The following is a 24,369-nucleotide window of genomic DNA, read 5'->3' on the forward strand; positions in this document are numbered from 1 at the left end:
GAATTAGAACAGATATATGAAACGTCCCGTTTTAAACCATGCCCTTGCGATAATTCTTGGTCTTGCCTGCGGTACAGCCAGCACGATGCCCTGTGACGCATTGGCGCAGCAAACCGGCGACGATGCCTATCCGGGTGGTACAACCACATGGCTTAAACCTGATGGGCGCAATGCCTTTACCCATTATTCGGCCAATATTGCCTTTGAAAAGCGGCTTGATTTCAAGCTTGGCGAAGCCCTTTTTCAAAGGCTTTGGGTCACCGCACCGACCCGAACCAAGGCGGCAGACGGTCTTGGCCCGCTGTTTAATTCACGGGCCTGTAATGGATGCCATATTCGCAATGGCCGTGGTCATCCGATTGATCAATCCGATCACGGCTCCGGGGCGACATCCATGTTGTTGCGCCTGTCGATCCCACCACAGACAACCGATCAGCTGCGCGATCATTTAAATGGCAAACTCGCCACCATTCCCGACCCTGTTTACGGCGGGCAGTTTCAGGATTTTTCCGTCCCCGGCATCCCGGCCGAAGGTCGGGTTACGGTTACCTATAAAACTGTGCCGGTTGACCTTGAGGGTGGAGAGACCGTCACTTTGCGAAAGCCAACCTATGGCATGACCGATTTGGCTTATGGGCCACTGCATGCCGATATTATGGTGTCGCCGCGCCTTGCCCCGCCGATGATTGGCTTGGGGCTGCTTGAAGCCATTGCGGATGAGACCCTGCTTGCCAAGGCCGATCCGCAAGATGCCAACGGGGATGGCATTTCAGGCCGGGTCAATTACGTCTGGGACATTAACAAGGATGACCTGACGATTGGGCGGTTTGGCTGGAAGGCAGGCATGCCGACCCTTGATCAACAAAACCAGAATGCGTTTCAATTTGATATCGGGCTTTCAACCCCGCTTTATCCCAACGGGTCGGGCGATTGCACCGAGACACAAACACTTTGCCGCCATGCGCCAAACGGTAACAGCCCGGAATTTGAGAACCTCGAAGCACACAGCCAGATCACGGATCTTGTGCTGTACTATGCGCGCAACATTGCCCCGCCCGTGCGGATAAATGCCGGTGATGCGGACGTTATTGCCGGGCAGGAAATCTTTGACACCATTGGCTGTGCATCCTGTCACACACCGCGCTATGAATTACCCGAACGGTCTGATTTACCAGAACAATCGGGGCAAGTGATCTGGCCGTATAGTGACCTGTTGCTCCATGACATGGGGGATGGACTAGCTGATCATCGACCAGAATCACAAGCATCAGGCCGCGAATGGCGCACCCCGCCACTTTGGGGAATTGGCCGTGCAAAGGAAATTGATGATCGTGCGCAGTTCCTTCATGATGGGCGGGCAACAACCATTCTTGAAGCCGTGCTATGGCATGGGGGCGAAGCCACGCCTGCGCGCGACGCGGTCACAAAATTGCCACCATCTGATCGCAGCAAACTGCTGGCGTTTCTTAAATCACTTTAGGCTGTTATGAGCCGGTATAAGCTTGGCCCTCGCCTTGTAAATCACGTGAATATTCGGAAAACACACATGTCCTTAAAATTATGCTGGCGCACCACAAGCTTGCTGACGATGGCAACCGCCTTGATCATCAGTACCGCCGCCCCAAAGGCATATGCCGACATTCCCGATGAAGACTATCGACCGATCCTTGAGCACCTGCTGACAACGGTGATGCCGCCCAAGCTGGATGCCCTGAACGACGCGACGGTGGACTTGGCCGATGGCCTGACGAATTTTTGTTCTGCCCCGGATGCGGACGGACTTTCGGATGTCAGAGGTGACTTTCACGCTGCCATGGACATCTGGCAGGAAATTCAGCCCTGGCGCATGGGACCGTTGGTGGCCAACGGCCGGGACCAGCACATTGAATACTGGCCAGACAAACATGGTACGGCCACGCGTCAATTCCGCAAATTGATGTTTAACAAACCTGTCGCCTTTACCGATCCAGTCAAACTTTCCGAAGCCAGTGCGGCGTTACAGGGCTTTCCTGCCCTTGAAGAAGTTCTGTTTGATGACGAGCATAGCGACGCATTGATCACCGCCAGTGAAGATGGCGTTTTCCTGTGCCAGTATGGATCGGCAATTGCCGCCAACCTTGTCACCATCACCGATGAATTGCGCGGTGAATGGCCGGGCTTTGCAGATGCCATGCGCACGGCGGGCCCCGAGAGCATGGATTATCCGACAGCGAAATTTGCCGCGACCGATCTTTATCGTGCCCTGCACGAAGGGCTTTTGATCATATCGACCCAGAAACTTGGCCGTCCGTTGGGCGACAGTGAAAAAGACGCCAAAGCCAGCCGGGGTGAAAGCGAAACATCCAAGCGGTCGCTTCGCAACATCCACCATAACCTGATCGGGCTTCTTGCCATTTATGACGGCCAGTGGGGGGATGCTGGCGAAGAAGGTAAAGGGTTGGCCGCCCTGATTGACAGCAGCCTGCTGGACCGGTCGTTTCGCCTGAACTGGCAAACCGTGCAAGACACTCTTGCGGACCTGCCGCCGTCACTTACGGAACTTCTTGATCAGCCGGATGGCTATCAGAAACTGGTCGACCTTCGGGGCCAGATTGATTTTCTGACATCGCTTGTTGAAAACGATGTTGGCGGCAATACCAATCTTGGCGGTGGATTTAACGCCCTTGATGGTGATTGACGCCCGTTGGATTTCACACATCTGGCGAACAAGGCATTCTTGGATTGGAGACACTGGCATGAGACATCAACGGCGCGAGTTCTTAAAACTCATGGGGGTTGGCGGGGCCTTTACCCTATTGCCGCTTGATCTTGCGCGTGCAGCGACACCAGCAGCGCAAGACCGCGCCACTTATATCTCGGCCAGTGCCGGAGATCATGACGACTATTATGTCAGCGCGTTTAATGCCGCTGGTAAAATCCTGTTTGAACAGCCCCTGCCCGGTCGCGGTCATGACCTTGGCCTGCGCCCCAATCATGTTGATGTGGCCGCGGTTGAGCGTCGCCCGGGGTTATATGCGCTGATCCTTGATCGTCATACCGGTGATGTCCGCGCGAAATTGCACTGCCCGGAAGACCGCCGGTTTTATGGCCATTCAATCTATTCCAACGACGGCCGGTTTCTCTATGTCAGTGAAAACGATTTCGAACATCAGCGTGGCGTGATTTCTGTGTGGGATGCCAATGACGGGTATCGCCGGGTCGCGGAATTTGACAGTTATGGCATGGGGCCGCATGAGCTGCATCTGATGCCCGGTGGCGATCAGATTGCGGTTGCCAATGGCGGGTTACATACCCACCCCGATCAGGACGGACGCACGCCGCTTAATCTTGCGACCATGGAACCAAACCTGTCGGTGATTGATCGCAAAACCGGCGCACTTATGCATCAGGCATCCCTCAAACAGGACTGGCACCAGTTGTCCATCCGTCACATTGATGTCGCCAAAGATGGCGCGATTGCGGTTGGATTCCAGTATCATGGCGGGCTAACCGACGAAGTTCCGCTTGTTGGCACCTATCGTCCGGGCAAGGAAATCCGGGCGATGGAAGCCCCTGATACGGTTCAGGTGCGCATGCGCCAGTATTGCGGATCAGTCCGGTTTGATGCATCCGGTCAGGTCTTTGGCATTTCCTGCCCGCGCGGCGGTATCGTCACGTTCTGGGATGCAAAAACATCTGACTTCCTGACCCATATTGCAGCACCGGATGGCTGTGGCCTGTCGGCAACAGACCGTGCGGGCGAGTTCGTCAACACCAGCGGCCTTGGCAATGGTTGGCGAATGGATGCGATTCGCCGCAAACGGGTTGAATTGCCTGACGATTCGCACAAAAGCCTGCGCTGGGACAATCATTTGCAGCGTATTGCGATTTGATGACGCCATATCTCGGCATAAGATAACACCACAAAAAACCGCACAAAACATAATGTTTTCCATAGTTCTTCAGGCTGCATGGCCCGGAAAACCTTATATTTACCCGACTGTTTTTGTCGGGATATTTACATCAATGAATACTCAACTAAAACTTTTATGCAATTGATAACGATTTTCACTTGCGCCATGATTTTTCCTGCCATATAACAGGTCTCGACACAGCCCGCGAATGAAACCCATTCGCATTTTGTCCCCAAAATGGCTTGTCTCTCACCTACGGGTCCTCTCTCCCCGTAGGCCTCTCAAGGTGGTAAGCGGTGGTTATCGATGCGGGAAACGATAACCGCCGCTTTCTCCTTTCAGGGACAGAATAACACTTCCTGATTATTTCGAACCACGCAGCGCCATCAACAGCCGAAGGCTATTGATCGTCACCAAAACGGTTGCGCCGGTATCGGCCAGAACGGCCAGCCACAGGCCAGTCAGGCCAGTGATGGATGTCACCAAGAAGACTGCCTTAAGCCCCAAGGCAATCGTGATGTTTTCACGAATGACACGGCGCGCGGCACGTGACAGTTTCACAAGATTTACCACATCACCAAGACGATCACGCACCGCCACCGCATCGGCGGCTTCAAGCGCGATGTCCGTACCACCCCCTATCGCAATCCCGACATCGGCCGATTTCAGGGCCGGGGCATCATTGATGCCATCGCCCACCATCGCCACCGGACCGGATCGTTTCGGGTCATCACGCAGTTCGGCCAGAACATTCAACTTATCCTCGGGCAGCAACTCCGCACGGTAGTCGATGCCAAGATCGGCGGCCATGCGTTTACCAACCCGATTGGCATCCCCGGTTAACATCACCGGGGTAATGTTAAGGCTGTTAAGTTCGGCCAAGGCGGATTTGGCGTCGCCACGTGCCGTATCACGCAGCGCCAATGCGCCGATGATCTGATCATTTTTCAGAACAATGACGGCGGTACTGCCGTCTTCTTCCTGATCAGACAGCCATTTGGCAGTTTTCCCATCCGGGGTCACATCCAACCGTTTGGCCGCGCCAACCCGATACAGCGTGCCATCAATCCGGCCTTCCACCCCGGCACCTGCGATGGTGCGGGCGTCTTCAATCACCGGCAGATCAAGATTACGGCTTTGGGCGGCGGCAACCACGGCACGGGCCAAGGGGTGGGATGTGACCGTTTCAAGGGCGGCGGCAATCGTCAGAACGCCGTTTTCGCCGTATCCGTCTGCGGTCTTGATCGCGGCCAGTTTTGGTTTGCCTTCGGTCAGAGTACCGGTTTTATCAAATGCCATGGTGCGCACGGCACCAATCAGCTCAAGCGCAGCACCACCTTTGACAAGCAAACCAATTTTGGTGGCACGCGCCAGTGCGGAAGTCACCGCCGCCGGGGTTGAGATCACCAGCGCACAAGGGCACCCGATCAAAAGCAAGGCCAAACCGCGATAAATCCATTCTTCCCACGCTTGCCCAAATAGAACTGGCGGGATGACCACGGTCAATGCCGCCAGTGCCATAATGATCGGCGTGTAGATGCGGGCGAATTTGGCAACGAAGCGTTCAACAGGTGCCTTGTGTTTTTCGCTTTGTTCGACCAGCTCAATCACCCGATCCAGCATCGTCTGACCAGCGGCACGGGTGACACGGATTTGCACCGGACGGTCGGTGACAATGGCCCCGGCAAAGACTTCCGCACCAACCTCGCTATAGACCGGGACAGATTCCCCGGTCAGGTGGCTGTTATCAATTTCTGCCGCACCTTTATCAACAACACCATCGACCGGGACACGTTCACCCGGACGGACTTCAACAATATTGTCAAGGGTAAGGTCGCCCGGTGTGATATCTTCAAAGCCACCTTGCACGACACGGCGCGCCTGTTCGGGTGTCAGCTTCATCAGGGATTTCACCCCCTTACGCGCCTGCCCGGCGGCAACACCTTCAAGCCGTTCACCGATGGCAAACAGCACGACAACCATCCCGGCCTCAAGACTTTCGCCAATGGCAACCGCGCCAAGGACAGCGACCGACATCAGAAGCTCGATCGAGAAAACCGCACCGCTTTGCGCCAAACGGAAGGCCTTTTTCATCACCGGCACAGCCGCAAGTACAGAGGCCACCGACATGGCATAGGGGGCAGTTACAGGGATCACGACACCAATAAGCCCACCGATTACAAGGCAAAGCACCGCAAAGGCAATCTCATCATTCTCCGAGGACCAGGGTGCCAAACGGCGCAGCAGGCTTTGACCTGTTGCATCACCATGCGCATTCACATTTGTCGGGGCATCTGTGTTTGATTTCGCCGCGCAGCAACCTTTGGCCGCCGAAGCCTTATCGCCCTTGGCCGATTTTTCCTGTGCCGGGTAGCCAAGCTTGTTCAAGGTTTGGGTCACCGTGTTACGCGTTTCAGCCCCCCCGTCGTCAAGACCAAGTGTGACGGTTTCGCGCATCATCGAAACATCAACGCAGGTAACACCGGCGGTTTTACCTAAGGCAGTTTCGATCTTTGACACACAGGATCCGCAATCCATGCCCGATACCTGCCAGTGATAATGCGATACGTGCTTGGCATGCGTGCTGAGAACATCGTTGGCAACGATCGACGCATCGGCATCAAGGGGATGCTGTGACTTTACGCCCTGCCCGTCGCTTTCAAACTGTTGATTGGGCAAGGCCGTGCGCAAGGCGTCAACAAGTGCCGTTTGGCACTGTGCGCAATTTCCAATCGCCGGAACATCTTCCCATTTCGCGATGAAAGACATCTGTTACCTCGTAAAGATCAAAATTTCATTCATATGTTATATTCAAACTATGATTCATGTATTGATCTGTCAAGAACATTCAAACCGATATTTGAATGTTCCGATCTGACACGCCAAACAGTGCCACCCACCGAAAGGGTGACAGGAAAAACAATCCCAAGGTCAAACCAGAAGTCTGTGTCGCAGATCAGTCGTGGGTCACGTGGGCAAAGACATCGCGCACCACGCGCGAGATATGCTCATCATCGATTTGATAGAAAATATGACGCCCACGGCGTTCAGAAGCCAGAATCCGTTGATCGCGCAAATGACGCAAATGATGGCTGCACAGCGATTGTGACATATTGGTTGCGTCGGCCAGTTCGCCAACGGTTTGGGGCTTTTCAATGCAGCGCAGAACAAGCTGCAAACGTCCGGCATCACCCAATAACGAAAAGATTTTCGCCGCCGCTTCAATATGGGGCAAGGATAAATCCGTTCCCATGGCCCGCGATGCATCGCGCGTGACAGCCGCCCCTTGCTCGGTACTCAGGCCAAGACGGGCCGCAGTATCGCATTCATCACAATTTACATCCGCGCCATCTTTTGTGGTCGCAGACGTAGGTGTAGCATCGGATTTACGGGGTGCGGCTTTGCTTTCTGACATACCCCCTATTTTCCACGTCCATCCCCCGGTGGCAAGGGGAACGATACAGCAAGACAAAAAATCGCGCCCAAGAATAGCCGATTTGAAATACCTGTTTTCCACGGCAGTAGGCCATTCAACGAGCATTGTTTGGCATTTATGAATTGGTCTTTCGAGAATCATGATTGACTATTTTCGATAATTTATTAATGTTTTACATTAATTAAATCGCGATATTACGAAGTCACCCTATCAGGAGCCCCGCACATGCCAAACCCGTCAACATCTAACACGTTTAAACGTGTCCGCATGGTCAGCACACTCCTGCACTGGGCCTGTGCTGTAGCAATTCTTTTTCAGATTTGCGTCGTTCCACTTATCTGGTACGCGCCGGGTTGGGCCGAGGTCAGCACCAGTCAGATGACGATCAGCCTTGCCGAACTTCACGCGCTGTCGGGCTGGCAGAAATATGTCACGATGGCAGTGATGATGATCCCGTCGCTGGTGATGGCCTATGGGCTTTATCGCCTGCACAAAATGTTTGTCGCCTTTGCCCGCGACGTCATCTTCAACCCTGAACCGATCCTGCACTTAAAGGCCTTTGGCATCGCGCTTTTGGCGCAAACTCTGATCAAGCCCGTGACCGGGGCGCTAACATCGGTTCTTGCCACCTTCCACCGCCCGGAAGGCGAGCGCGTTTTATCCATCGGCCTCAGCAATGCCGAGGCCAGCACACTTTTCCTTGGCGGGCTGATCATCGTCATTGCCTGGGTCCTAGGCGAAGCGGTTCGTATTGATGCCGAAAACCGGAGCTTTGTCTGATGGCCATCATTGTCCGGCTGGATGTGATGCTGGCAACACGCAAAATGAAGTCCAAGGACCTAGCATCAAAAATCGGCATTAGCGAACAGAACCTATCGCTTTTGAAATCGGGGAAAGTGCGCGGTGTGCGGTTTGAAACGCTGGCAGCCATTTGCAAGGAACTTGACTGCCAGCCCGGTGATCTTCTTGAATTTGAGAAACCCTGATAAACGCCAAGCTCCTTCAAGCACTGAAGACGAGTGTGGCATCCCTCATGCCATGAAATTGCCTTTGATCCGACATTGGCTGTCATCATTGACTTCTATGTCATAGGTGACAGCCATTTTCAAAGGAGGCATCCATGACGCCGCGCCCGATCCCGGAGCACGCAAAACTGCAACAGACTTTCAAGGACTGGGAGTTTGGTCTGGCTGCACATTGCAAGAACTCGGAAACTGGCATTGAACCACTGCCCAGCGAAGTGGTTCAGGCATGGGATGATATGGAAGTCGCGTGGAATGCGATAAAGGATCACGCCCCCAATCCGTCCGAGGCCGAAGTTACCCGGTTTCACGCGGCCAACCGTCGCCTGCAACAGGTTTGGGAAGACATGATCTCAAACAAACATCCGCGCTAACCTAGTGTCCATATAACCCGTCTGATCCACTTACACCGGACTTAGCGCACTCCAAGGCATGTGACTTAGATCCCCTCAAACTGATCCAATTGTCGGGCATATTACGTAGGGCATTCATCACCCGTAAAATTTGGATTTCCAGTGACCTACGAACTTTCAATTCTTGTGCTCAATGCAATACTCTGCCTGACGTTTCCTTGGGGCTATAATTATGCCTATGCCAAGCAACCCGGTGTCGGCGGCAAACGTTTGATGGGCAATCGCGATAACCTGCCTGAACGCAGCGGCTTGGCCGCGCGCGGGTTGCGGGCCCATCAAAACCATCTGGAAAACCTTTTACCCTTTGCGATCATTGTCCTGACCGCACATGTCACAGGCATATCAAACACGGCAACGATTACCTGTGCAGTGGTCTTCCTGCTTTGCCGTCTGGCGCATGCGACTTTTTACATCGCAGGCATCAGCAGGCTTCCGGGCATCAACGGTGTGCGCTCGATTGTCTATTTCATCTGCGTGATTTCGATGCTGGTTTATGCGGCTCAGTTGTTCATTTACTAGAACCCTCTTGGTTTAATAGCAGATTTGCGCAACCAACCCTGATCTGATGCTTGCCGTGCCCTGTTTGATTTGCCTAAATGGGGCAACAACAGGTGCGCACGAGATAACAGCACCGACACCGATGGCCAAATGCCATGGTGATAGGGAATGTTACAGGAAAGGACGTTTGGAATGACGCAGAAAGTAGCCTTGGTCACGGGTTCCGCACGCGGGATCGGACTTGCAACTGCCAAGCTGTTTATCGAACAGGGCTGGCACGTGGCGATGATTGATCGTGACGGGGATGAGCTAAAATCTGCATCTGCTGATGTGTCCGACGCTAAACCGTTTGTGTGTGACGTTTCAGTCCCAAAGCAGGTTGACCAGATGGTTGATGCGGTGCTGTCCGCATTCGGGCGTATTGATGCAGTGGTCAACAATGCCGGGGTTGCCGACTTTCTGCCGATTGAGGAAACCGACTTTGCCGCATGGCGCCGGATTATGGACACCAACCTTGACGGGGTGTTTCTGATCTCGCAGGCCGCCATTCCGGCACTCAAGGAAACCAAGGGCGCGATTGTCAATATCGGGTCGATTTCCGGCCTTAGGGCATCGACCCTTCGTGTCGCCTATGGCACATCCAAGGCTGCGGTTATTCACATGACCAAGCAACAGGCGGCCGAGCTTGGCGAATATGGCATCCGTTCCAACTGCGTCTGCCCTGGCCCTGTGAAAACCAAACTGGCGATGGCGGTGCATTCACCGGAAATCATCTCGGCCTATCTCGATGCCATGCCGCTTAACCGCTATGGCAATGAAACCGAAATCGGCGAGGTGATTACGTTTCTGTGCTCGGACAAGGCAAGCTTTGTCACCGGACAGATCATCGCCGCTGATGGTGGCTTTGAAAATGTCGGTGTCGGTTTGCCAGCGCTTAGGAGCTAAGTTTTAAATGCGCCCGTTTAGCCTGATGATCCTGATTGTTGCAACAGTGTCACTGTCATCCTGTCTGACCTTTAACTGGCAGCGCAGTGTGCAACAGGCACTATCTAATGCGTGCAATTCGACGGATGATTGCGGGTCCGACGGGCCTCCGCCCAACTAAGGGCTTCGGCGGGCGAAACCATATCTGTCTATTAATCGGTTTCCACCGCCGTCCCGCCCAATTTCGGCGCCAAATGGCGCATCGCATCGTCGATAAAATCCAGTACAGCACGGATGCGCGCGGTTCGTTGTAAATCAGGGTGGGTGAGAAGCCAGAGGTCTGTAGCAAGTGGGTCAATCGGATCACCAACACGGATCAGTTCTTTCGCCCCATCGCCAAGGTAACAGGGCAAAATGCCCTGCCCGGCTTTATTGTGAAGGGCTGCGAACATGCCCATGATCGTATCGCAGCGATAATCGCAGTGTGCCAGAAATCCATTTTGATCCATCCAGTTACGTAACGGTGGATACCCCATGGCGTCATCCGGGCCGACCCAGTTGGTCGCCTCATCGACGGGCAAGTCACGATGGCGATAGATGGCCTGCGTGATCACGCCAACCTTTTTACCGACAAGAATTTCTGGCGGATTTGTCGCGGGACGAAGGGCGACATCGGCCTCGCGCCGCGACAGGTCAAAAAGATTATTCGATGCAATGACCTCAAGCGCGATATCGGGAAATGTGCTCCGAAACTGTGACAGTATTGGGCTGAGGACACCCCAGAGCAACGTATCGGTTGTGGTCAGCCTGACCGTGCCCGATGGTTTCAAGTCCCGGCCAATCACCCGGCGTTCGACAGCGGAAATTGCAGTGGCAATGTCCTGTGCGTTGTCGGCAACTTCCTGTCCGGCGGTCGTGACCTGATATCCGCGACGGTCACGAAGGAACAGCTCGACACCAAGATGTTCCTCAAGATCATTCAGGCGCCGGAACACCGTGGCATGACTCACCCCCAAATGGCGTGCCGCCCCTGATAACGATCCCTTTTCGGCAATCGCCAGCACAATTTTCAGATCATCCCAGTTAAGATCACTGTTCATTTTTGCAAACTCATTTGCCAAATTCATAGAATTTACCGACACAGATGAATAATCATAGGATGCCGCCAACCCGCCGTAAAGCCGGAAGAAACCCGGTAATGACCCACACCGAAAGGCGCATCATGAAAGTCCTGATTGTTCATGCCCACCCGGAACCACACTCTTTTAACGCCAGCCTGACGCAGAAAGCCGGTGATGTCCTGCGCCGTGCCGGGCACGAGGTCACAGTGTCCGACCTTTATGCCGAGGGGTTCGATCCTGTCGAGGCTCCCCGCCATTACCAAGACCGTGAAAATCGGGATGTTTTCGCCCCGCTTGGCGAACAGCGACATGCCTATAAGGGCGGAACACTTGCCCCGGATGTAACCCGCGAAATTGACCGACTTGAGCAGGCCGATCTGCTTATTCTGCAATTCCCGCTTTGGTGGCATGGCATGCCAGCCATTTTGAAAGGATGGATGGATCGGGTGTTTGTCAGTGGAGGTCTATACAGCAGCAAGATGCGCTATGACGCCGGGTATTTCCGGGGCAAGCGCGCCCTTGTGTCCATGACCAGTGGTGCGCCTGCGCAGGCCTTTGGCCCCGGCGCACGTGGTGGCGATCCCGACACGCTGCTGTGGCCCATACATTATTCGCTGCATTATATGGGTTTTACGGTCCTGCCCCCCTTTACGGCGTACGGTGTCCAAGGCCATGGTTACAGCTATCAATCAAGCGATGCGCTTGGACGCCACCAGCAAGCTTTGCTTGATGGTTGGGTGGAACATGTGACGCAGATTGACAATGCAAAACCGCTAAGCTTTCCGGGGTGGCAGGACTGGGATGTTGATGGGCGAGCACTGCTTTAAGCATTTCCGTACACTGCATCGCCCATCGTGAGTGGGCTTAACGTATCAAAACAAAACGGCGCGCCCCTTGGGACGCGCCGTTTGTCGCTTCCGATTTCGAAAAACTTATTCCCACTCGATGGTTCCGGGTGGTTTGGAGGTGAAGTCATAGGTGACACGGTTAATGCCGTTGACTTCATTGATGATCCGGTTGGCGATGCGGCCCAGAAGTTCTGGCGGGTACGGGAAGAAGTCCGCCGTCATGCCATCGGTTGAGGTCACCGCGCGCAACGCACAGGCATAGTCATATGTCCGGCCATCACCCATCACGCCAACGGTGCGTACCGGCAGCAGCACGGCAAAGGCCTGCCAGATCGCGTCATACAGACCCGCGTTGCGGATTTCTTCGAGGTAAATCGCATCGGCCTTGCGCAGGATATCAAGCTTTTCGCGCGTGATCGGCTGTCCGGGAATGCGGATCGCAAGTCCCGGCCCCGGGAACGGATGACGCCCGACGAAGCTGTCAGGCAAGCCCAGTTCACGGCCAAGGTCACGGACTTCGTCCTTAAACAATTCACGCAGCGGCTCCACCAGTTGCATGTTCATGCGTTCTGGCAAACCGCCGACATTGTGGTGGGATTTAATCGTGACCGACGGACCACCGGTGAATGACACGCTTTCGATCACGTCAGGATAGAGTGTGCCCTGTGCAAGGAAATCTGCACCGCCGATTTTCTTGGCTTCTTCTTCGAAAGTTTCGATGAAAAGACGACCGATGGTTTTGCGTTTGGTTTCCGGATCAATTTCACCTTCGATGGCATTGATAAAGGTGTCAGTGGCATCCACATGGACCAGTGGAATGTTGTAATGGTCGCGGAACAGGGTGACGACCTGATCGGCCTCGCCCGAGCGCATGAAACCGTGATCAACAAACACACAGGTCAGTTGATCACCAATGGCCTCGTGGATCAGAACCGCGGTGACGGAGCTATCAACACCACCCGACAGACCGCAGATGACTTTGCCATCACCGACCTGTTTGCGGATTTTTTCAATCGCATCGTCTTTATAGGCATTCATCGTCCAGTCGCCCGAACACCCGGCAACGCCGTGGGTGAAGTTTTTGAGCAACTGTGCGCCATGCGGGGTATGGACCACTTCGGGGTGGAACTGCACGGCATAGAATTTTTTGTCATCATTGGCGATGGCGGCAAACGGGGCGCCATCGGATTTGCCAACAACCCGGAAGCCATCAGGCAGCGCATCAACGCGGTCGCCGTGGCTCATCCAGACCTGTTCGCGTGCACCTTCGGCCCAAGTGCCAGTAAACAGCGCGCAATCTTCGATCACATCGACAAAGGCGCGACCAAATTCACGGTGGTCAGATGTGGCAACCTTGCCGCCCAGCTGATTGACCATGGTCTGCTGACCATAGCAAATGCCCAGAACCGGCACGCCAAGATCAAACACACGGGCCGGGGCAGATGGTGCCTTGTCCCAATGGACAGACGCCGGCCCCCCCGAAAGGATGACCGCCTTGGGGGCATATTCATCCAGGAATTCATCCGAGATGTTATTAAAAGGGTGGATCTCGCTATAGACACCGCTTTCACGTACGCGACGTGCAATAAGCTGGGTGACCTGGGATCCGAAATCAATAATCAGCACGCGATCAGTCATCGGGCCGTATCTCCGTCGAAGATGGGGTTGCGCCGTACATACGCCAAACCATCGTTATGGGCAACCCGGCGCAAACCGTCACCCACCGATGCATTCAAAAAACTTTCCCCCATAAACCGGGTGTTTGGGGATAATTGCGACCTTTTTGAGCACTTTGTCCCCTGAAAAATACACAATTGGTCCCTTTTTAAAGCGCAATGGGCAGGCACATTCGCCTTTAACGGAACGCGGTCAACAACGCGTCCACGTATGAGCACATCAACACTGATTAGAAATAGGGACACATAACCATGAGCAATTCCAAGGGTAGTAAAGTCGCACTTGCCGTCGCGGGTCTTATTCTTGTGGCCGGTGCCGCCACCGCCATTGCCATGACCCAGTCCAAAGGCGACAATCCGCTTGCGATTATCGGCGCCGAAGAAACCAGCAATGCGACCGGTGCGGTCAAAATCCCAAAAATCCCGGCACCGAATGCGGAAATCGGCGAAGTACAGCCCAAGTCCGATCCGATGGCAGACAGCAAGGCTGAAGCCAGCCCACAGACCGAAGAAGACGGTAGTGCGGTTCCGGGCATGAATAACTTGCTTAACAACGATGCCATGACCAAAGACGGCGCAACCAACGAACCAGCCCAGAAGACCGAATAAGCTCTCTGTCTGATTTTCAGAGACGGGTTTGGTTTGATTGCCTGAGCAGACTGTAGAAGATATCTTCAACGCAACTGCGCGTTCACGGTAAAATAAAACTGGCCCTGCGGCAGATGCGCGCAGGGCCTTTTTTATATGTGTCAGAGCCAAAGTCATAAGGTCGGGCAGAGTAAGGGCGGTAGCGGGCAAGGATCGTTGGGAGTATGCCGCAACCACAAGCATCATTACTTTGCCTTGCCTTTTGCCGTGCGTTCAAACACCGCGACAAAGAAACCGTCAGTGCCGTGCACGTTGGGCGACAGACGTAGCCATGGCTTGTCTTTACCGCCCGGTACCGGCACGGATTTTGGCGCATCGGGCCAGATGTCACTGATCGGAACCGGTTTGAAATCCTTACGATCACGCATAAAGGTTTCGATCAGACGTTCGTTTTCCTCGGGCATGATCGAACAGGTCGCATAGATCAACCGACCACCACGTGTCACACGTGCGGCACCGGCTTTGAGGATTTTGCTTTGTTCGGCCATCATCGCACGGACATCGCGCTGACCAATCCGCCAACGCAGGGCCGGATTACGGCGCAACGTACCAAGGCCCGAACACGGAACGTCAAGCAAGACACGATCAAAGAACCCGGATTTGCTGCGCAACCATGTGTCGCGTTCATCAGAAATAATGCGTTGCTGGATGCAGTCGCCTGCCCCGGCACGGCGCGCACGCTTACGTGCATTATCAAGGCGCGCGGCGTGGGTATCACAGGCAAGGATACGGCCCTTACCGCGCATGTCAGCAGCAATACCAAGGGTTTTGCCACCACCCCCCGCACACATATCAAGGATGGTCATACCCGGCTTGGCATCAACAATATTGACGCAAATTTGCGATGCTTCGTCCTGAATTTCGATCAGGCCATCCTTATAGGCCGCCGTCACCAGCATGTTCAGTCCCAGCGGCAACCGAAGACCATTTGGCGCATAGGGCGTTTTTTTGATGTTCTTGATGCCGTCCGCCTCAAGCGACTTGATGGCATCATCGACAGTCCCGCGCAGACGGTTAACCCGAAGATCAAGCTTGGCGGGCTTATTATAAGCCGCCATTTCTTCAGGCAGGTTTTCGTGATGGAGCTTGAGAAGTTCCGAATACAGCCATTTTGGCAGTTCGGTTTTTACAGCCCCTGGCTGCCCATCATGATCAAGCGTCTTGCCCGATAGTTTGTTGATCAGGTGTTTTTCATTGGGATGAAGAATTTCCGGGCAGAATTGTTCGCCGGTGAAACGGTCTTCAAGATCGTCCGTTTTCAAATTGTCCTTCAAGACAAGCTCGGCGATCATACGCGCCCGGCCGTCCTGGAATTCATAACCACATTCTGCCAGCCACCAGCCCAGACGGGCCTGATGCCGGATCAGGTTATAAAAACGTTCGCTGATTTCACGGCGATCGCCACCGCCAATATAACGGCGTGATCCGAAATAGCCTGATACAACGCGATCTGCGTCGTCTCTGGTATGGGTCCAACCGTCATAAAGTTCAATGACGGCCGCGATACGAGCACCGGGTTTCAAAACGATTTTCCAACCTGTTTGCGAGGTGAGATCAACGATCCCTATATGGGACCGGAATGTTCACCTTACGATAAAAAAGCTGATGACGGCAGGAAAGCCTGCCGTCACCTAAAATTGTCTGCCGCTCATATCATGGCTTTAACCATTCGCCAACCACATCAAAATGCAGGGCAGACCAGCCAATCAAAAAGCAGCCCGCACTTAGCTGCCCGGACGGTAGTTCGGGGCTTCGCGGGTGATGGTCACATCGTGGGCATGGCTTTCGCGTAGGCCTGCATTGGTGATGCGAACAAACTCTGCACGTGCGCGGAAGTCGGCCAAGGTTGCCGAACCGGTATAACCCATTGATGCCTTAAGACCGCCCACCAGCTGATGGATGATCTGACCTGCCGGGCCTTTGTACGGAACGCGACCTTCGATGCCTTCGGGGACCAGTTTCAGGTTGTCACGCACATCTTCCTGGAAATAGCGATCCGCTGAGCCACGTGCCATCGCACCGACCGAACCCATCCCGCGATAGGATTTATATGAACGGCCCTGATACAGGATAACTTCGCCCGGTGCCTCGTCGGTCCCAGCCAGAAGTGAGCCCACCATGCAGGTACTTGCACCTGCGGCCATGGCCTTGGCGATATCACCGGAAAACTTGATGCCGCCATCGGCAATGATCGGGATATGAAGCTTGTGCGCCATTTCACCGCATTCCAAAACAGCGGTAAGCTGTGGAACGCCAACACCTGCAACAATACGGGTCGTACAAATCGACCCGGGGCCAATACCAACCTTCACCGCATCCGCACCGGCCTCAGACAGCGCCTTGACCGCATCGGCGGTGGCAACGTTACCGGCAATGATCTGGATGTCGCCAAATTTTGCTTTGATCTGCTCAACAGCCTTGATCACACCAGAGGAATGACCGTGTGCAGTATCAATCACCAGAACATCAACGCCCGCTTCGATAAGGGCCGTTGCACGCTCAAACCCGGCTTCGCCAACACCGGTTGCCGCTGCCGCGCGAAGACGACCACTGTCGTCCTTACAGGCGTTCGGGTGCAGTTTGGCTTTTTCGATGTCCTTGACCGTGATCAGGCCGGTACAGCGATAGGCATCATCAACCACCAGCAGCTTTTCAATGCGGTGTTGGTGCAAAAGCTTTTTGGCTTCTTCGGTATTTACGTTTTCGGTGACCGTGACCAGACCTTCAAAGGTCATCAGTTCGGAAACCGGCTGCGCGCGATTGGAGGCAAAACGCACATCGCGGTTGGTCAGGATGCCAACCAGCTTGTTTGTGCTGCGTTCGACAACCGGGATACCGGAAATGTGATTGATGTCCATAAGATCAAGCGCATCAGCCAGCGTCTGATCGGGATGAATGGTAATTGGGTTCACCACCATGCCCGATTCGAACTTCTTCACTCGGCGAACTTCTTCGGCCTGCTGGACAATATCGAGGTTCTTGTGAATGACCCCCATGCCGCCATGCTGTGCCATCACAATCGCCATCGCACTTTCGGTTACGGTATCCATAGCCGAGGAAAGCAGCGGGATTTTCAGGTCAATCTTTTTGGTAATGCGGGTATTTGTCTGCACCTGAGCCGGCAACACTTCGGATGCGGCGGGTTTGATCAATACGTCGTCAAACGTCAGGGCTTCTGCTATGCGGGTCATCTGGCCACCTCGTTAATCTGAGTTGGCGCGGAACTTATACACGTTATGACCTATATGCCAAGTTTTCTGCGCCCATAACAGCCCTGCGAATTTATTGCTGCAATATTTTGTGCGTTGCGTTAGAAACTGGTCGATGGGGCTGCCGTCAGGCAAGCCCCTTTTTTTGTTTTCCCAAACACTCGCAAACCGTCAAGCGTCTGGAAATCCCAAGCTGCTCGACACAAACGGCTTACAGGGTAAAAACAAACTGATCGTAATCGACACCCGCATCGGCCAAAAGCGCCCCCAGCTTTGCCGTGCTGCGCGCCATGCCTTCCTTACGGTTACGTTCTTTCTCTTCTTCCTCGCACAGGGCTGCATACAGCGGGATCACCTGTTTTAGCGCATCACGACGCGGCACCCGGCGATTGGAATGATATCCGATGATCTTGCCATCCCGGCCGATGGTCGGCGTTACATTGGCCAGAACCCAGTAATGATCCCCATTGGCACAGCGATTAATCACATAGGCAAAGATCTCGCGCCCCGCCGCAACCGTTTGCCACAGCAATGAAAAAACACATCGCGGCATATCGGGATGACGAATAATACTGTGGGGTTGGCCCAATAACTGTTTTTCGCTGTAGCCTGCGACACGCAGAAAAACATCGTTGGCGTAGGTGATACGCCCCTTGGTATCGGTTTTTGAGACGATGATTTCGGTATCATCGAAATAACGTTCGACACCCGTAAGAAACAACTGATCGTGCTTCATCCAATAGCCCCCGCGAATTCTGGTCAGATGGAACCAACCAAAACATCGTCAAAACGCTTGGACGTTCTGTGACCAAGCGCACCCACTTTGGAAGAAGTGTAACCCACAATCGACACGAAACTATTTGATATAGCGCAACGTCATTTGCGATTAATCACGATGTGCGTGACGAGGCCGCCACGCCGGAAACCGGCGAATTAGTCCGTACTATTCAACCGGCGACCAATTGTCGTCTTCGGGGATTTCTGCGCTATTGATGTCGTTTTCGGCATTATTCTGCCCACGGAAACCAGTCGCGATCAAATAGGCTTCCGGGCTTTCCGGGCGCGATGCCGGTGGTTTGGCGTGCTTGGAAACGCGGAAGTTCTTTTTCACACGGTTCAAAAGGTCGTTTTCCGTGCCGCCCTTAAACACCTTGGCGATAAAAATACCGCCCGGTGCAAGAACTTCCTCGGCAAACAGCAATGCATGTTCGACCAGATCTATGATCCGAATGTGATCGGTCTGGCGGTGCCCGGTGGTTTCCGGTGACATATCGGAAATCACTGCATCAACCGGGCCCTGCAGCGCGTGTTTGATCATGTCGGGTGCTGCCGGATCAAGAAAATCGGCCTGTAGACAGGTCGCACCAGACAAACCTTCCCATTCAAGGATATCAAGGCCAACGACCTGACCTTTTCCTTGCTTTGAGCCGACCATATCGACCACAACCTGGGTCCAGCCACCCGGTGCAGCGCCCAAATCGACAATGCGCATTCCGGGGCGGAGCAAATCAAACTGGTTGTTGATTTCAATCAGCTTAAACGCCGCGCGCGACCGATAGCCAAGACGTTTTGCTTCTTGTACATAGGGGTCATTGAGCTGCCGGTCGAGCCAGCGGGTTGATGAAATCTTGCGCCCCTTGGCACTTTTGACACGTGTACGCAGGCCACGGCGTGCGCCGGTATCAATTGCGGCAATGGCCGAACCCTTGCGACGGCGTGAACCGCCTTTTCCGCTGCTATTGTCGCTCATGATATTTCCTGCACTGAATTCTGTGTTGACCAGCGTCCTGTCGGTGTCATCGAACAAATCGACGATGTCCGGTCAGGAGTTGGCTTTAATATGCGACACTGTATGACGGCGTGCATCGCACGGGTCAATAGCATGGCCGTCTGCACGCATCAAATCGACGAGAATTCCTTCTCGCAGGCCCCGATCGGCAACTTTAAGCGTCGCCAGCGGCCAGATATCACGAATCGCAGCAAAGATCGCTGCCCCGGCATCCATCAGCTCGGCACGTTGATTGCCAATGCAAGGATGGCCTTTGCGCTTGTCTGATTCCATGCGCAGCAACAATTCGGTCACGCGTTCAGCGTCATCAAATCGCAAATCTGATCCGTCAACCTTGTGACGTTCATAGCGTTCCAGACCAAGTGCAATGCCGCAGAAGGTCGTCACCGTTCCCGATGTGCCGACCATTTGTACCTTGTCGTCATCAAGCATATCCGAACAGCAATTGCGGCTGGCGAATTCTTCGAGCCGCTCGCGAATTTCGGTGCGCATTGCCTCAAACCGCTGGCGGCGTTCCTCGACCGAGGCATAACGTTCGGTCAGACACAACACTCCGCACGGCATCGACAATGTTTCAATACACTGGGTCTTGCCGGTGTTATCCACCTTGATCCAGCAAATCTCGGTACTGCCGCCACCGATATCGAAGACCACCGCATAGGGACGTTCATCGAGAAGTGCCGAACAGGCCTGAAGCGCCAAACGGCTTTCTTCATCCGGATTGATGATATCAAGCGAAATGCCGGTTTCATCACGTACCCGTTGAATAAAATCGTCACGATTGTTTGCCGAACGGCAGGCTTCTGTGGCAACGGCGCGCAAACTTGCGCCGGGGTGCTTGCGCAGTTTTTTGGCGCACACGCGCAATGCATCAATCGCCCGATCCATTGCCGCCTCACAAAGATAACCTTTTTCGCGCACCCCTTCGCCAAGGCGAACAACCCGCGAAAATGCATCAATGACCTTAAAACCATCGTTGCACGGACGCGCAACCAAAAGCCGGCAGTTTGAACTGCCCAGATCAATCGCGGCATACAGCGGGGCGGTAATGCAATCGATCATGCGCGACGATGTTCCCACCGGTGTTCCAGTGTGAACCGTGGTGCCCGGTTTTGGCAATACAGGTTTTTCGCGCACTTCAAGCACGGCATGCTCGCCCATCGCAGCGCCGCCATCGGAGCTTACGGCCCCTTGCGAATTGCTATGAGGATGAACCTGCTTCACCTTTCCAAAACCTGCTTTCTGTGACCAACGATCTATCTATGTCGCGCATCAACGCGTCAATTATATGACACGTTTGCGAATCAGCTATATGAGTGTAACGACAATCGCTGACAAGGCAAATGCCCTATGCAAGAAACACATGGATGAGCCGCTTCTGACAAAAAAGGGGTTGCCAAAGCCCATCCGGTTTTATAAATACCGCCCCACACCACGGCACATCGCGTGTTACGGTGTGTAAGACTTCTGTTGGGGAATAGGTTAACGGTAGACCTACGGACTCTGACTCCGTCAGTCCTGGTTCGAATCCAGGTTCCCCAGCCAGCCTTCGCCCTATCGGGCTTCGGCTTGGCAGGCCAGATAACAATGCTTGCGCAGAAATGCAAAAATGGCGAAGGCTGACACGCCATAGCCTTGGCGGAGGCGGTTGTATCCAACCATGCAGTACGTCTACATCCTTCAAAGCCTGAAATTTCCGGAAAAATTCTATATCGGCTGTACACATAATGTTGCAGAACGATTGAAGCGGCATAATGCCGGACAATCTGATTCTGGATCACGTCACACCGAACTTTACGGTCCATGGAAAATCGTCAATACATTTGGCTTTGAAAACACCGACAAAGCCTTTGCATTCGAAAAGTATCTCAAATCCGGCTCAGGTCGCGCCTTTTGCAAAAAGCATTTTTGATATTCCAAATCATGGACGAACAGAAACATGCAAAGCCTACAAACAACTTTTGAGGCATTTCGCGCTGAATGCATATGGCTTCGCCAATGCTATAATACGCATGTAGATCTGTTTGAGAGTGGCCCGAAAACAGCGCAAACATTGCATAATAGTGCTGCTATTTTCTTCAGCGACCTTAATCGCATATTGATAGAATACATCTTTCTTCAAGCCTGCAAGATCACAGACCCCGCAGGAACCGGAAAAAGGAAGAATCTCACCATTTTATATCTGAACGATGAACTGAAAAAAGCGGGGTTGTTTCATTCGGAGATTGCACGTCATGCCGATGGTATTTTGCTCTATCGGCAGCTTATTATTGAAGCACGGAATCGCCTTATCTCACACCTTGATACAGCTACAGTCATGAAGGACGAGCCTGTGGGCGCACATACAATAGACGACGTAACTAAGTTTTTTGATCACTTGCAAAATTATTGTGATGCGGCAGGACGTGCTATCGGTATCGGCCCGCTTGATTTCAGGTCTTCACCGGGACCAGGCGATGTCCAGGACTTAATCTCATTGCTGAAATCTGCTGCCAAATAAAAAGGCCTGTAACAACGGCACTTTTCTTAGTCGGCCTTACTACTCACGCCTTGACAACCCAAACCTGATCCATTAATTCACACGCCACCAACGGGCCAGAACTTTTGTTCACCCTGCTGGGGAATAGGTTAATGGTAGACCCGCGGACTCTGACTCCGCTAGTCCTGGTTCGAGTCCAGGTTCCCCAGCCAACTTTCTTACCCCACCAACTATCCTCATTCTCAGCACCACGCAGTGATTACGTTTGTTCCGTTGACGGCTGCTCGTCTTAAAGCAATGATCAACGGCCAACGACCAGATTGGCCATCGTTGTAGCGGTTCTGTTGATCAAAATGGCACCGCTCGCTTGATCCAAGAGGAGAACCCGCATGGACCGTTTCACCGGTGGTTGCCTGTGTGGCAAGGTGCAAATTGTGGCTATAGGTGCCCCGTACCGGGTAGGGCTGTGTCACTGTATGGATTGCCGCAAGCATCATGGTGCGCTTTTCCATGCATCAGCGGTGTTTCCAGAGAACGCGGTGACGGTCGAAGGTGAAACACACGATTACGAGGAGCGGCATTTCTGCCCCAACTGCGGATCATCCGTTTTTTCACGCAGTGACGATGAGATCGAGGTCAACCTTGGATCGCTTGATGACCCGGACCTTTTAAAACCAACCTATGAACTCTGGACCATCCGCCGCGAGGCCTGGTTGCCAGCATTTCCAATCCATCGGCACTATGACCGTGATCGCGACAACACAGACCGTTCAGAAGAATAGAATCTGCCCGAGCCTCAGGTACTCAGATGACACGGTGGCGATAACTGATCGGTCTTGTCCTCGACCGGCAGTGCCTGATCGCTGACGGTCTGAATACCACGGTCTGTAATTAAAACATCAACCGGCACGTCATATTGATGGGGCATGATATTGCCAAGTCTGGTGGCCTCAAACCCGATCCCGACAACCAAGGGTCGGCGTTTCATATCCGCCAGCGTGCGGTCAAAAAATCCACCGCCATAGCCCAACCGATACCCTGCCCCGTCAAAGCCCACCAAGGGTGCAAGCAAAACATGCACAGCAACCGCCTCGGTTCCTTGCGGCTCGGGAATTCGGGCGAAGCCAGGCGCCATTTTTGTTTTGGGGGTCCAATCGTGAAAGACCATGGGCTGGTCCCTGCCCGGCACAACTGGTAAGGCAGCCTTGCCGCCCACCTCAAGATGACGCGCCATCACCGGACGCAGATCAACTTCGTTTTGGATCGGCCAGTAAAACCCGACAGTAGCCCCGGAACGGTTTTCAAGAAATTCGGAGAAATGCGCCTGAACCCGATGTGATAAATGTTGGTGTGTGGCCGCATCAAGGGCGGAGCGCCATCCCAGCAAAGCACGCCTGACGGCATGGCGCCATTCGGCCTGACTATTGGCATCTTTTGCGACCGGCGCACTGGGAAGATCAAGGCTCATGAGAATGGATACTTGCTGTGTTTTGTGTCTTTGGTCAGACACCCTACAACAAAACCCTTTAAACGCATAACGCGCCGGAAGCCCGGCGCGTTAACGGTTGTCAGCAAAAGCTGCAATCCAAATCAATTACCCGATGGAGAGTTCTTCTGCCGACATGCGGCCGTTACGACCTTCAATCAGCTCGAATTCAACCTTTTGACCCTCATCAAGTCCCTGCAGACCAGCACGCTGAACAGCGGTGATATGCACGAATGCATCTTTGCCGCCTTCGTCAGGGGTGATGAAGCCATAACCCTTGGTCGCATTAAACCACTTAACCGTTCCGGTAGCCATATCCGTCGTCGTCCTTAGTTTAGTAAGCGCATTTCCCTTTTGAGGAAGTGCTAGAAAACAGTCCCTGCACCACACCCGGAAAGAGCATAACTTCCCCCAACCAGAAGGCAACCATGCCCCGGCAAGATGTACTGCACTGTTTCAATAATTACCGAATTTTGGCCTTAGTGCAATGGATTCATGTATGAAGTTCTTTTTTCGCTACCAGGCATTCAAAACCGTATAACGGTTTTCATCTGACTGTGAATGCCGAAAACCTGACACACCTATAGATGAATCAAATTCGCCGACGAATTCACGCAAGGGTTCTGTGTCTCGACAAATAAGAGCCAACTTTATGGTTATCACAGGGGGAAGGTCAGCCTGAACAATACTGATATTGTCATACATTCGAATATGGGCAATATCACCTACGATTGCATCAAGACGCCCCGCCGAGAGCAAATCCACAGATTGCTCAAGACTGCTCAGATCATGCCAAATAATCTCAGACGTCAAAGGCACTTTTGGTCTTGGCAAATTAGCAAGGATGCCAATTTCGACATTTGGCAATAACGTCAGATCAACACCAGCAAGAGTAAACAGCCGTAATTCAAAACGAACCCTGCTAGC

The 24,369-nt window shown here is 53.5% G+C and carries 26 protein-coding genes and 2 tRNA genes; 16 read left to right on the forward strand and 12 right to left on the reverse strand.

Annotation, left to right across the window (positions count from 1 at the left end; translation table 11 throughout):
- Positions 1-16: 16 nt before the first annotated feature.
- The 3 genes from K355_RS0116165 (at position 17) to K355_RS0116175 (ending at position 3,872) form a co-directional block, all read left to right on the forward strand.
- The gene (locus K355_RS0116165; RefSeq protein WP_022733196.1) at positions 17-1,480 is read left to right on the forward strand and encodes a di-heme oxidoreductase family protein; all 1,464 of its coding nucleotides are present in this window, start codon (positions 17-19) and stop codon (positions 1,478-1,480) included.
- Positions 1,481-1,546: 66 nt separating this feature from the next.
- Positions 1,547-2,677 carry an imelysin family protein gene (locus K355_RS0116170; protein WP_022733197.1) on the forward strand — a complete coding sequence of 377 codons (1,131 nt, stop codon included), beginning with the start codon at positions 1,547-1,549 and terminating at the stop codon, positions 2,675-2,677.
- 58 nt (positions 2,678-2,735) lie between these two features.
- Positions 2,736-3,872, forward strand: a complete 1,137-nt coding sequence (locus K355_RS0116175; RefSeq protein WP_022733198.1) for a DUF1513 domain-containing protein — start codon at positions 2,736-2,738, stop codon at positions 3,870-3,872.
- A 384-nt stretch (positions 3,873-4,256) separates the two neighbouring features.
- Here the strand turns inward: K355_RS0116175 and K355_RS0116180 are convergent, their stop codons facing one another.
- Positions 4,257-6,662, reverse strand: coding sequence for a heavy metal translocating P-type ATPase (locus K355_RS0116180; RefSeq protein ID WP_022733199.1), 2,406 nt, complete (start codon positions 6,660-6,662; stop codon positions 4,257-4,259).
- 187 nt (positions 6,663-6,849) lie between these two features.
- Complete coding sequence (locus K355_RS25165; protein WP_022733200.1) at positions 6,850-7,308, reverse strand: ArsR/SmtB family transcription factor; 459 nt, start codon at positions 7,306-7,308, stop codon at positions 6,850-6,852.
- Between the two features lie 246 nt (positions 7,309-7,554).
- On the opposite strand from K355_RS25165, the gene K355_RS0116190 reads away from it, so the two are divergent.
- The 6 genes from K355_RS0116190 (at position 7,555) to K355_RS25590 (ending at position 10,367) form a co-directional block, all read left to right on the forward strand.
- Positions 7,555-8,109, forward strand: a complete 555-nt coding sequence (locus K355_RS0116190) for a DUF2975 domain-containing protein (protein WP_022733201.1) — start codon at positions 7,555-7,557, stop codon at positions 8,107-8,109.
- Entirely contained in the window at positions 8,109-8,315 is a 207-nt protein-coding gene (locus tag K355_RS0116195) for a helix-turn-helix domain-containing protein (RefSeq protein WP_022733202.1), read from the forward strand. Before K355_RS0116190 ends, K355_RS0116195 begins: the two co-directional genes overlap by 1 nt.
- Positions 8,316-8,449: 134 nt before the next feature.
- A complete protein-coding gene (locus K355_RS0116200; protein WP_022733203.1) occupies positions 8,450-8,725 on the forward strand; it encodes a hypothetical protein in 276 nt (91 codons plus the stop codon).
- A 141-nt stretch (positions 8,726-8,866) separates the two neighbouring features.
- Entirely contained in the window at positions 8,867-9,283 is a 417-nt protein-coding gene (locus K355_RS0116205) for an MAPEG family protein (RefSeq protein WP_022733204.1), read from the forward strand.
- 171 nt (positions 9,284-9,454) lie between these two features.
- Entirely contained in the window at positions 9,455-10,207 is a 753-nt protein-coding gene (locus tag K355_RS0116210; RefSeq protein WP_022733205.1) for an SDR family NAD(P)-dependent oxidoreductase, read from the forward strand.
- Between the two features lie 7 nt (positions 10,208-10,214).
- On the forward strand, positions 10,215-10,367 hold the full coding sequence (locus K355_RS25590; RefSeq protein ID WP_155988748.1) for a hypothetical protein: 153 nt from the start codon (positions 10,215-10,217) through the stop codon (positions 10,365-10,367).
- A 31-nt stretch (positions 10,368-10,398) separates the two neighbouring features.
- Here the strand turns inward: K355_RS25590 and K355_RS0116215 are convergent, their stop codons facing one another.
- The gene (locus tag K355_RS0116215; protein WP_028791673.1) at positions 10,399-11,286 is read right to left on the reverse strand and encodes a LysR family transcriptional regulator; all 888 of its coding nucleotides are present in this window, start codon (positions 11,284-11,286) and stop codon (positions 10,399-10,401) included.
- Positions 11,287-11,384: 98 nt separating this feature from the next.
- Between K355_RS0116215 and K355_RS0116220 the strand changes: the two genes are divergently transcribed.
- Positions 11,385-12,134 (forward strand): NAD(P)H-dependent oxidoreductase, encoded by a 750-nt coding sequence (locus K355_RS0116220; RefSeq protein WP_022733207.1) that lies wholly within the window; start codon positions 11,385-11,387, stop codon positions 12,132-12,134.
- 105 nt (positions 12,135-12,239) lie between these two features.
- Here the strand turns inward: K355_RS0116220 and guaA are convergent, their stop codons facing one another.
- A complete protein-coding gene (gene guaA / locus K355_RS0116225) occupies positions 12,240-13,793 on the reverse strand; it encodes a glutamine-hydrolyzing GMP synthase (protein ID WP_022733208.1) in 1,554 nt (517 codons plus the stop codon).
- 290 nt (positions 13,794-14,083) lie between these two features.
- Between guaA and K355_RS0116230 the strand changes: the two genes are divergently transcribed.
- The gene (locus tag K355_RS0116230) at positions 14,084-14,440 is read left to right on the forward strand and encodes a hypothetical protein (protein WP_022733209.1); all 357 of its coding nucleotides are present in this window, start codon (positions 14,084-14,086) and stop codon (positions 14,438-14,440) included.
- A 224-nt stretch (positions 14,441-14,664) separates the two neighbouring features.
- Here K355_RS0116230 and K355_RS0116235 read toward each other — a convergent pair whose 3' ends face one another.
- The 5 genes from K355_RS0116235 to K355_RS0116255 form a co-directional block, all read right to left on the reverse strand.
- Positions 14,665-16,002, reverse strand: a complete 1,338-nt coding sequence (locus K355_RS0116235) for an RsmB/NOP family class I SAM-dependent RNA methyltransferase (RefSeq protein ID WP_022733210.1) — start codon at positions 16,000-16,002, stop codon at positions 14,665-14,667.
- Between the two features lie 201 nt (positions 16,003-16,203).
- A complete protein-coding gene (guaB, locus tag K355_RS0116240; protein WP_022733211.1) occupies positions 16,204-17,670 on the reverse strand; it encodes an IMP dehydrogenase in 1,467 nt (488 codons plus the stop codon).
- Positions 17,671-17,899: 229 nt separating this feature from the next.
- Complete coding sequence (locus tag K355_RS0116245) at positions 17,900-18,424, reverse strand: PAS domain-containing protein (RefSeq protein ID WP_022733212.1); 525 nt, start codon at positions 18,422-18,424, stop codon at positions 17,900-17,902.
- 207 nt (positions 18,425-18,631) lie between these two features.
- Positions 18,632-19,438: an RlmE family RNA methyltransferase gene (locus tag K355_RS0116250; protein ID WP_022733213.1), complete on the reverse strand. Its 807-nt coding sequence runs from the start codon at positions 19,436-19,438 to the stop codon at positions 18,632-18,634.
- A gap of 72 nt (positions 19,439-19,510) precedes the next feature.
- Positions 19,511-20,701 carry a Ppx/GppA phosphatase family protein gene (locus K355_RS0116255; RefSeq protein WP_240626496.1) on the reverse strand — a complete coding sequence of 397 codons (1,191 nt, stop codon included), beginning with the start codon at positions 20,699-20,701 and terminating at the stop codon, positions 19,511-19,513.
- Positions 20,702-20,948: 247 nt separating this feature from the next.
- Here K355_RS0116255 and K355_RS0116260 point away from each other — a divergent pair.
- The 5 genes from K355_RS0116260 to K355_RS0116285 all read left to right on the forward strand — a co-directional run bounded on the left by K355_RS0116260 (position 20,949) and on the right by K355_RS0116285 (position 22,738).
- Positions 20,949-21,022 (forward strand) — tRNA-Gln (locus K355_RS0116260).
- Positions 21,023-21,137: 115 nt separating this feature from the next.
- Complete coding sequence (locus tag K355_RS0116270; RefSeq protein WP_022733216.1) at positions 21,138-21,389, forward strand: GIY-YIG nuclease family protein; 252 nt, start codon at positions 21,138-21,140, stop codon at positions 21,387-21,389.
- Positions 21,390-21,416: 27 nt separating this feature from the next.
- Positions 21,417-21,977 carry an AbiU2 domain-containing protein gene (locus K355_RS0116275; RefSeq protein WP_022733217.1) on the forward strand — a complete coding sequence of 187 codons (561 nt, stop codon included), beginning with the start codon at positions 21,417-21,419 and terminating at the stop codon, positions 21,975-21,977.
- Between the two features lie 117 nt (positions 21,978-22,094).
- Positions 22,095-22,168 (forward strand) — tRNA-Gln (locus K355_RS0116280).
- A gap of 177 nt (positions 22,169-22,345) precedes the next feature.
- Positions 22,346-22,738, forward strand: coding sequence for a GFA family protein (locus tag K355_RS0116285; RefSeq protein ID WP_022733218.1), 393 nt, complete (start codon positions 22,346-22,348; stop codon positions 22,736-22,738).
- 14 nt (positions 22,739-22,752) lie between these two features.
- On the opposite strand, the gene K355_RS0116290 is transcribed toward K355_RS0116285, so the two are convergent.
- From K355_RS0116290 to K355_RS25595, 3 genes are all read right to left on the reverse strand, one after another.
- On the reverse strand, positions 22,753-23,424 hold the full coding sequence (locus K355_RS0116290) for a 5-formyltetrahydrofolate cyclo-ligase (RefSeq protein WP_022733219.1): 672 nt from the start codon (positions 23,422-23,424) through the stop codon (positions 22,753-22,755).
- 126 nt (positions 23,425-23,550) lie between these two features.
- Complete coding sequence (locus tag K355_RS0116295; RefSeq protein WP_022733220.1) at positions 23,551-23,757, reverse strand: cold-shock protein; 207 nt, start codon at positions 23,755-23,757, stop codon at positions 23,551-23,553.
- A 201-nt stretch (positions 23,758-23,958) separates the two neighbouring features.
- Positions 23,959-24,309, reverse strand: coding sequence for a hypothetical protein (locus K355_RS25595; protein WP_147250395.1), 351 nt, complete (start codon positions 24,307-24,309; stop codon positions 23,959-23,961).
- Positions 24,310-24,369 lie beyond the last annotated feature (60 nt).

It is taken from the genome of Thalassospira lucentensis MCCC 1A00383 = DSM 14000, from assembly GCF_000421265.1.
In the GTDB taxonomy this organism is placed as follows: domain Bacteria; phylum Pseudomonadota; class Alphaproteobacteria; order Rhodospirillales; family Thalassospiraceae; genus Thalassospira; species Thalassospira lucentensis.

Excerpts from the sequence above, each read along its gene's own strand:
- K355_RS0116200 (WP_022733203.1), top strand. The coding sequence starts at position 8,450 with ATGACGCCGCGCCCGATCCCGGAGCACGCAAAACTGCAACAGACTTTC.
- K355_RS0116245 (WP_022733212.1), bottom strand. The coding sequence starts at position 18,424 with ATGAAGCACGATCAGTTGTTTCTTACGGGTGTCGAACGTTATTTCGAT.
- K355_RS0116250 (WP_022733213.1), bottom strand. The coding sequence starts at position 19,438 with ATGAGCGACAATAGCAGCGGAAAAGGCGGTTCACGCCGTCGCAAGGGT.
- K355_RS0116290 (WP_022733219.1), bottom strand. The coding sequence starts at position 23,424 with ATGAGCCTTGATCTTCCCAGTGCGCCGGTCGCAAAAGATGCCAATAGT.
- K355_RS0116170 (WP_022733197.1), top strand. The coding sequence starts at position 1,547 with ATGTCCTTAAAATTATGCTGGCGCACCACAAGCTTGCTGACGATGGCA.
- K355_RS25165 (WP_022733200.1), bottom strand. The coding sequence starts at position 7,308 with ATGTCAGAAAGCAAAGCCGCACCCCGTAAATCCGATGCTACACCTACG.
- K355_RS0116220 (WP_022733207.1), top strand. The coding sequence starts at position 11,385 with ATGACCCACACCGAAAGGCGCATCATGAAAGTCCTGATTGTTCATGCC.
- K355_RS0116180 (WP_022733199.1), bottom strand. The coding sequence starts at position 6,662 with ATGTCTTTCATCGCGAAATGGGAAGATGTTCCGGCGATTGGAAATTGC.
- K355_RS0116275 (WP_022733217.1), top strand. The coding sequence starts at position 21,417 with ATGCAAAGCCTACAAACAACTTTTGAGGCATTTCGCGCTGAATGCATA.
- guaA (WP_022733208.1), bottom strand. The coding sequence starts at position 13,793 with ATGACTGATCGCGTGCTGATTATTGATTTCGGATCCCAGGTCACCCAG.
- K355_RS0116210 (WP_022733205.1), top strand. The coding sequence starts at position 9,455 with ATGACGCAGAAAGTAGCCTTGGTCACGGGTTCCGCACGCGGGATCGGA.
- K355_RS0116175 (WP_022733198.1), top strand. The coding sequence starts at position 2,736 with ATGAGACATCAACGGCGCGAGTTCTTAAAACTCATGGGGGTTGGCGGG.
- K355_RS0116270 (WP_022733216.1), top strand. The coding sequence starts at position 21,138 with ATGCAGTACGTCTACATCCTTCAAAGCCTGAAATTTCCGGAAAAATTC.
- K355_RS0116285 (WP_022733218.1), top strand. The coding sequence starts at position 22,346 with ATGGACCGTTTCACCGGTGGTTGCCTGTGTGGCAAGGTGCAAATTGTG.
- K355_RS0116230 (WP_022733209.1), top strand. The coding sequence starts at position 14,084 with ATGAGCAATTCCAAGGGTAGTAAAGTCGCACTTGCCGTCGCGGGTCTT.
- K355_RS0116295 (WP_022733220.1), bottom strand. The coding sequence starts at position 23,757 with ATGGCTACCGGAACGGTTAAGTGGTTTAATGCGACCAAGGGTTATGGC.
- guaB (WP_022733211.1), bottom strand. The coding sequence starts at position 17,670 with ATGACCCGCATAGCAGAAGCCCTGACGTTTGACGACGTATTGATCAAA.
- K355_RS0116215 (WP_028791673.1), bottom strand. The coding sequence starts at position 11,286 with ATGAACAGTGATCTTAACTGGGATGATCTGAAAATTGTGCTGGCGATT.
- K355_RS0116195 (WP_022733202.1), top strand. The coding sequence starts at position 8,109 with ATGGCCATCATTGTCCGGCTGGATGTGATGCTGGCAACACGCAAAATG.
- K355_RS25590 (WP_155988748.1), top strand. The coding sequence starts at position 10,215 with ATGCGCCCGTTTAGCCTGATGATCCTGATTGTTGCAACAGTGTCACTG.
- K355_RS0116165 (WP_022733196.1), top strand. The coding sequence starts at position 17 with ATGAAACGTCCCGTTTTAAACCATGCCCTTGCGATAATTCTTGGTCTT.
- K355_RS0116190 (WP_022733201.1), top strand. The coding sequence starts at position 7,555 with ATGCCAAACCCGTCAACATCTAACACGTTTAAACGTGTCCGCATGGTC.